The 2791-nt window shown below is 29.0% G+C and carries 3 protein-coding genes; 2 read left to right on the forward strand and 1 reads right to left on the reverse strand.

What is annotated here, in order from left to right:
• The first annotated feature begins 195 nt into the window (after window positions 1-195).
• Window positions 196-1020, forward strand: coding sequence for a diaminopimelate epimerase (dapF, locus tag AC8IGH_RS05280; protein ID WP_507419670.1), 825 nt, complete (start codon window positions 196-198; stop codon window positions 1018-1020).
• 6 nt (window positions 1021-1026) lie between these two features.
• Window positions 1027-1941: a signal recognition particle-docking protein FtsY gene (ftsY, locus tag AC8IGH_RS05285; RefSeq protein WP_507419671.1), complete on the forward strand. Its 915-nt coding sequence runs from the start codon at window positions 1027-1029 to the stop codon at window positions 1939-1941.
• Here the strand turns inward: ftsY and AC8IGH_RS05290 are convergent.
• Window positions 1938-2750 carry an alpha/beta hydrolase gene (locus AC8IGH_RS05290; protein WP_507419672.1) on the reverse strand — a complete coding sequence of 271 codons (813 nt, stop codon included), beginning with the start codon at window positions 2748-2750 and terminating at the stop codon, window positions 1938-1940. The two genes, ftsY and AC8IGH_RS05290, sit on opposite strands and share 4 nt — an antisense overlap.
• Window positions 2751-2791: the final 41 nt, after the last annotated feature.

Raw genomic sequence — 2791 nt, forward strand, 5'->3', positions numbered from 1 at the left:
GTTAAATTTTCAAACATTTTTTTTCTCCAGCAGCAATCGCACTAGTGGGCGAATATCGCTGACTAGTGTTGATCTCCTTCATTAGAAGGACACCACAAAACCTGCTTATTTTTGTGGAAAATTTTATTAAAAGTATATTTTACTATTTTAAAAGTCAATAATTGAGAATATTTGTAGCATACAACAGCAAAACAGATGAACGAAATACAAGCTTATAAAATGGACGGTCTGGGTAATGATTTTATCATTATTGATAGAAGAAAAGATAAAATCAATCTTTCAAAACAACAAATTATAAATATTGCTGACAGAAAAAAAGGTCCAGGTTGCGATCAAATTATTATTATAGATAAAGATAAAGAAAAAAAATCAAATGCCAAAATAACTTTTTATAATTCTGATGGTGGAGAAACAGGAGCGTGCGGAAATGGCTCTAGATGTATTTCATACTTTCTAATGAATGAAAAAAAATTAAAAAAAACAAAAATTAATACTGAAAGCGGAATTTTAAAAGCAAAACTAACTGGAAAAACTGAGGTCTCTGTTGATATGGGAATACCAAACTTTGAGTGGAAAAAAATTCCCTTAGTAAAAAAAATGAATCATTCAAAAGTAAAAGTTAAGACCAAACATTTTGGAATTCTTTCAGGATATACTTTAAGTGTGGGCAATCCTCATATTATTTTCTTTAAAGATATAACATTTGAATTACTTAAAAAAATTGGTCCACAAATTGAACATCATGAATTTTTTCCAGAAAGATGTAATGTTACATTTGCACAAGTAATGAATAAAAAAAATATCTCTGTTAAAGTTTGGGAAAGAGGAGCGGGCTTAACACTTGCTTGCGGTACTGCTGCTTGTGCTACTGCTGTAGCTGCGAGTAAATTAGGTTTAGCGGGTAAAAAAGTTAATATTCATTTTAAAAACGGTACACTTCATATCGAATGGACAAAAGACAAACATATTATAATGACCGGATCTGTTTCAAATATTAATAATATTAGTCTTAAAATATAATTTTTAATGAATTTTTTTAAAAAGCTTCAAGAAAGTTTAAAAAAAACTTCTGAAAAATTTACCAAAGGAATTGATGAAGTTTTTAATAAATCAAAACCACAGGCAGAAATTCTTCAGGACATAGAAGATATTCTTATTCAAGCAGATGTCGGCATTAATTTTGTAGAAGAATTTAGAAAAAATATTGCCAATAAAAAGTACAGTAAAGAAGAATTGACCAAAGAAAATTTTTTTAAAGCTATTGCAAATGAAATTGAACAAATTTTAATTCCTTTGCAAAAAGATTTTTTTACACAAAAACATAATAAACCTGCTGTTATATTAATCTGCGGTGTAAACGGTGTTGGTAAAACAACGACCATTGGCAAACTATGCAAAAAACTCAAAGCTCAAGGAAACAAAATTATTGTTGGAGCAGCAGACACTTTTAGAGCGGCCGCGATTGATCAATTAGAACTTTGGTGCAAAAAAATTAATGTAGAGATAGTAAAATCAAATATTGGCTCAGATCCAGCTTCCGTTGCATTCAAAAGTTTTGAATATGCAAAACAAAGTAACGCAGATTATTGCGTGATTGATACTGCTGGAAGACTGCAGAATAAAAAGAACTTAATGGAAGAATTCTCTAAAATTATTCGAGTTTTAAAAAAGGTGGACGGAGATGCTCCCCATGAAACTATTTTAGTCCTTGATGCAACAACTGGACAAAATGCAATTAATCAAATTGAAGAATTTAAAAAAATTACCCCTATCTCTGGAATTATTATGACTAAACTAGATGGCACGGCAAAAGGCGGAATTCTTGTTGCAATTGCAAAGCAATTTCAAATTCCGATTTATGCAATTGGAGTTGGTGAAAAAGAAGAAGATTTGGATAACTTTGTTGCAAAAGACTTTGTTCAAGCTTTTACTAAGAACTAATTTAGAGTTTTTATAAATTTCTGCAATTCCAACTTCAGTTCAGAATTATAAGTCATCATATGACGATCAAATTGTGGAAAGTATGCATATTTTTTTGACTGAACCTCATTAAATAATTTTTTTCCCATAGCAATAGGTATTATTATATCAGCTCCACCATGCATTATAAGAATAGGTGAATTAATATTTTTAATTTTTTTTAAAGTTAAATATTTATCTTTTAATATTAGATCCACAGGTAAATAAGGATAATAAATTTTTGCAGCATCAACTATAGAAGTGTAGGGAGACTCTAAAATAATTCCTGCAAACTTTTGATTTTGACCAACCTCAACTGCAACGCCTGTGCCTAAAGATTCCCCGTACAAAATAATTTTATTTTTTGTAATATTATTTTTTTCCAACCATTCAATAGCGCTTTTAGCATCATTATATAATCCTTGTTCCGTTGGACTTCCCTTATTGCCACTAAATCCACGCCAAGAAATTATCAAATAATTTAAATTTAAATTTTTTAATTCATTTAATTTATAGATTCTATTCCCAAGTTCTCCTGCATTGCCATGAAAAAATAATACTGTGTATTTATTGTTAGGATTTTTATAAAACCACGATTTTAAAGTAATGCCCTCTGTTGAAGGTACAAATATTTCTTTAATTTCAATATTTAACTTTTCTCCACGTAAATAATTGTTTTTATAAGGATGGTATAAAAAATTTCTTTGGAAAACATACATATAAGTGCAAATAGAAACATAAAGAATAGTTAAAGATAAAAAGACGTATAAAAAAATTCGTCTTAATTTCATTATCTGCTGAGTGCTTTTATAAATAAATATAAAGCGCTATG

Source organism: Candidatus Allofontibacter sp. (assembly GCF_038145245.1).
In the GTDB taxonomy this organism is placed as follows: Bacteria; Pseudomonadota; Alphaproteobacteria; order Pelagibacterales; family Pelagibacteraceae; genus Fontibacterium.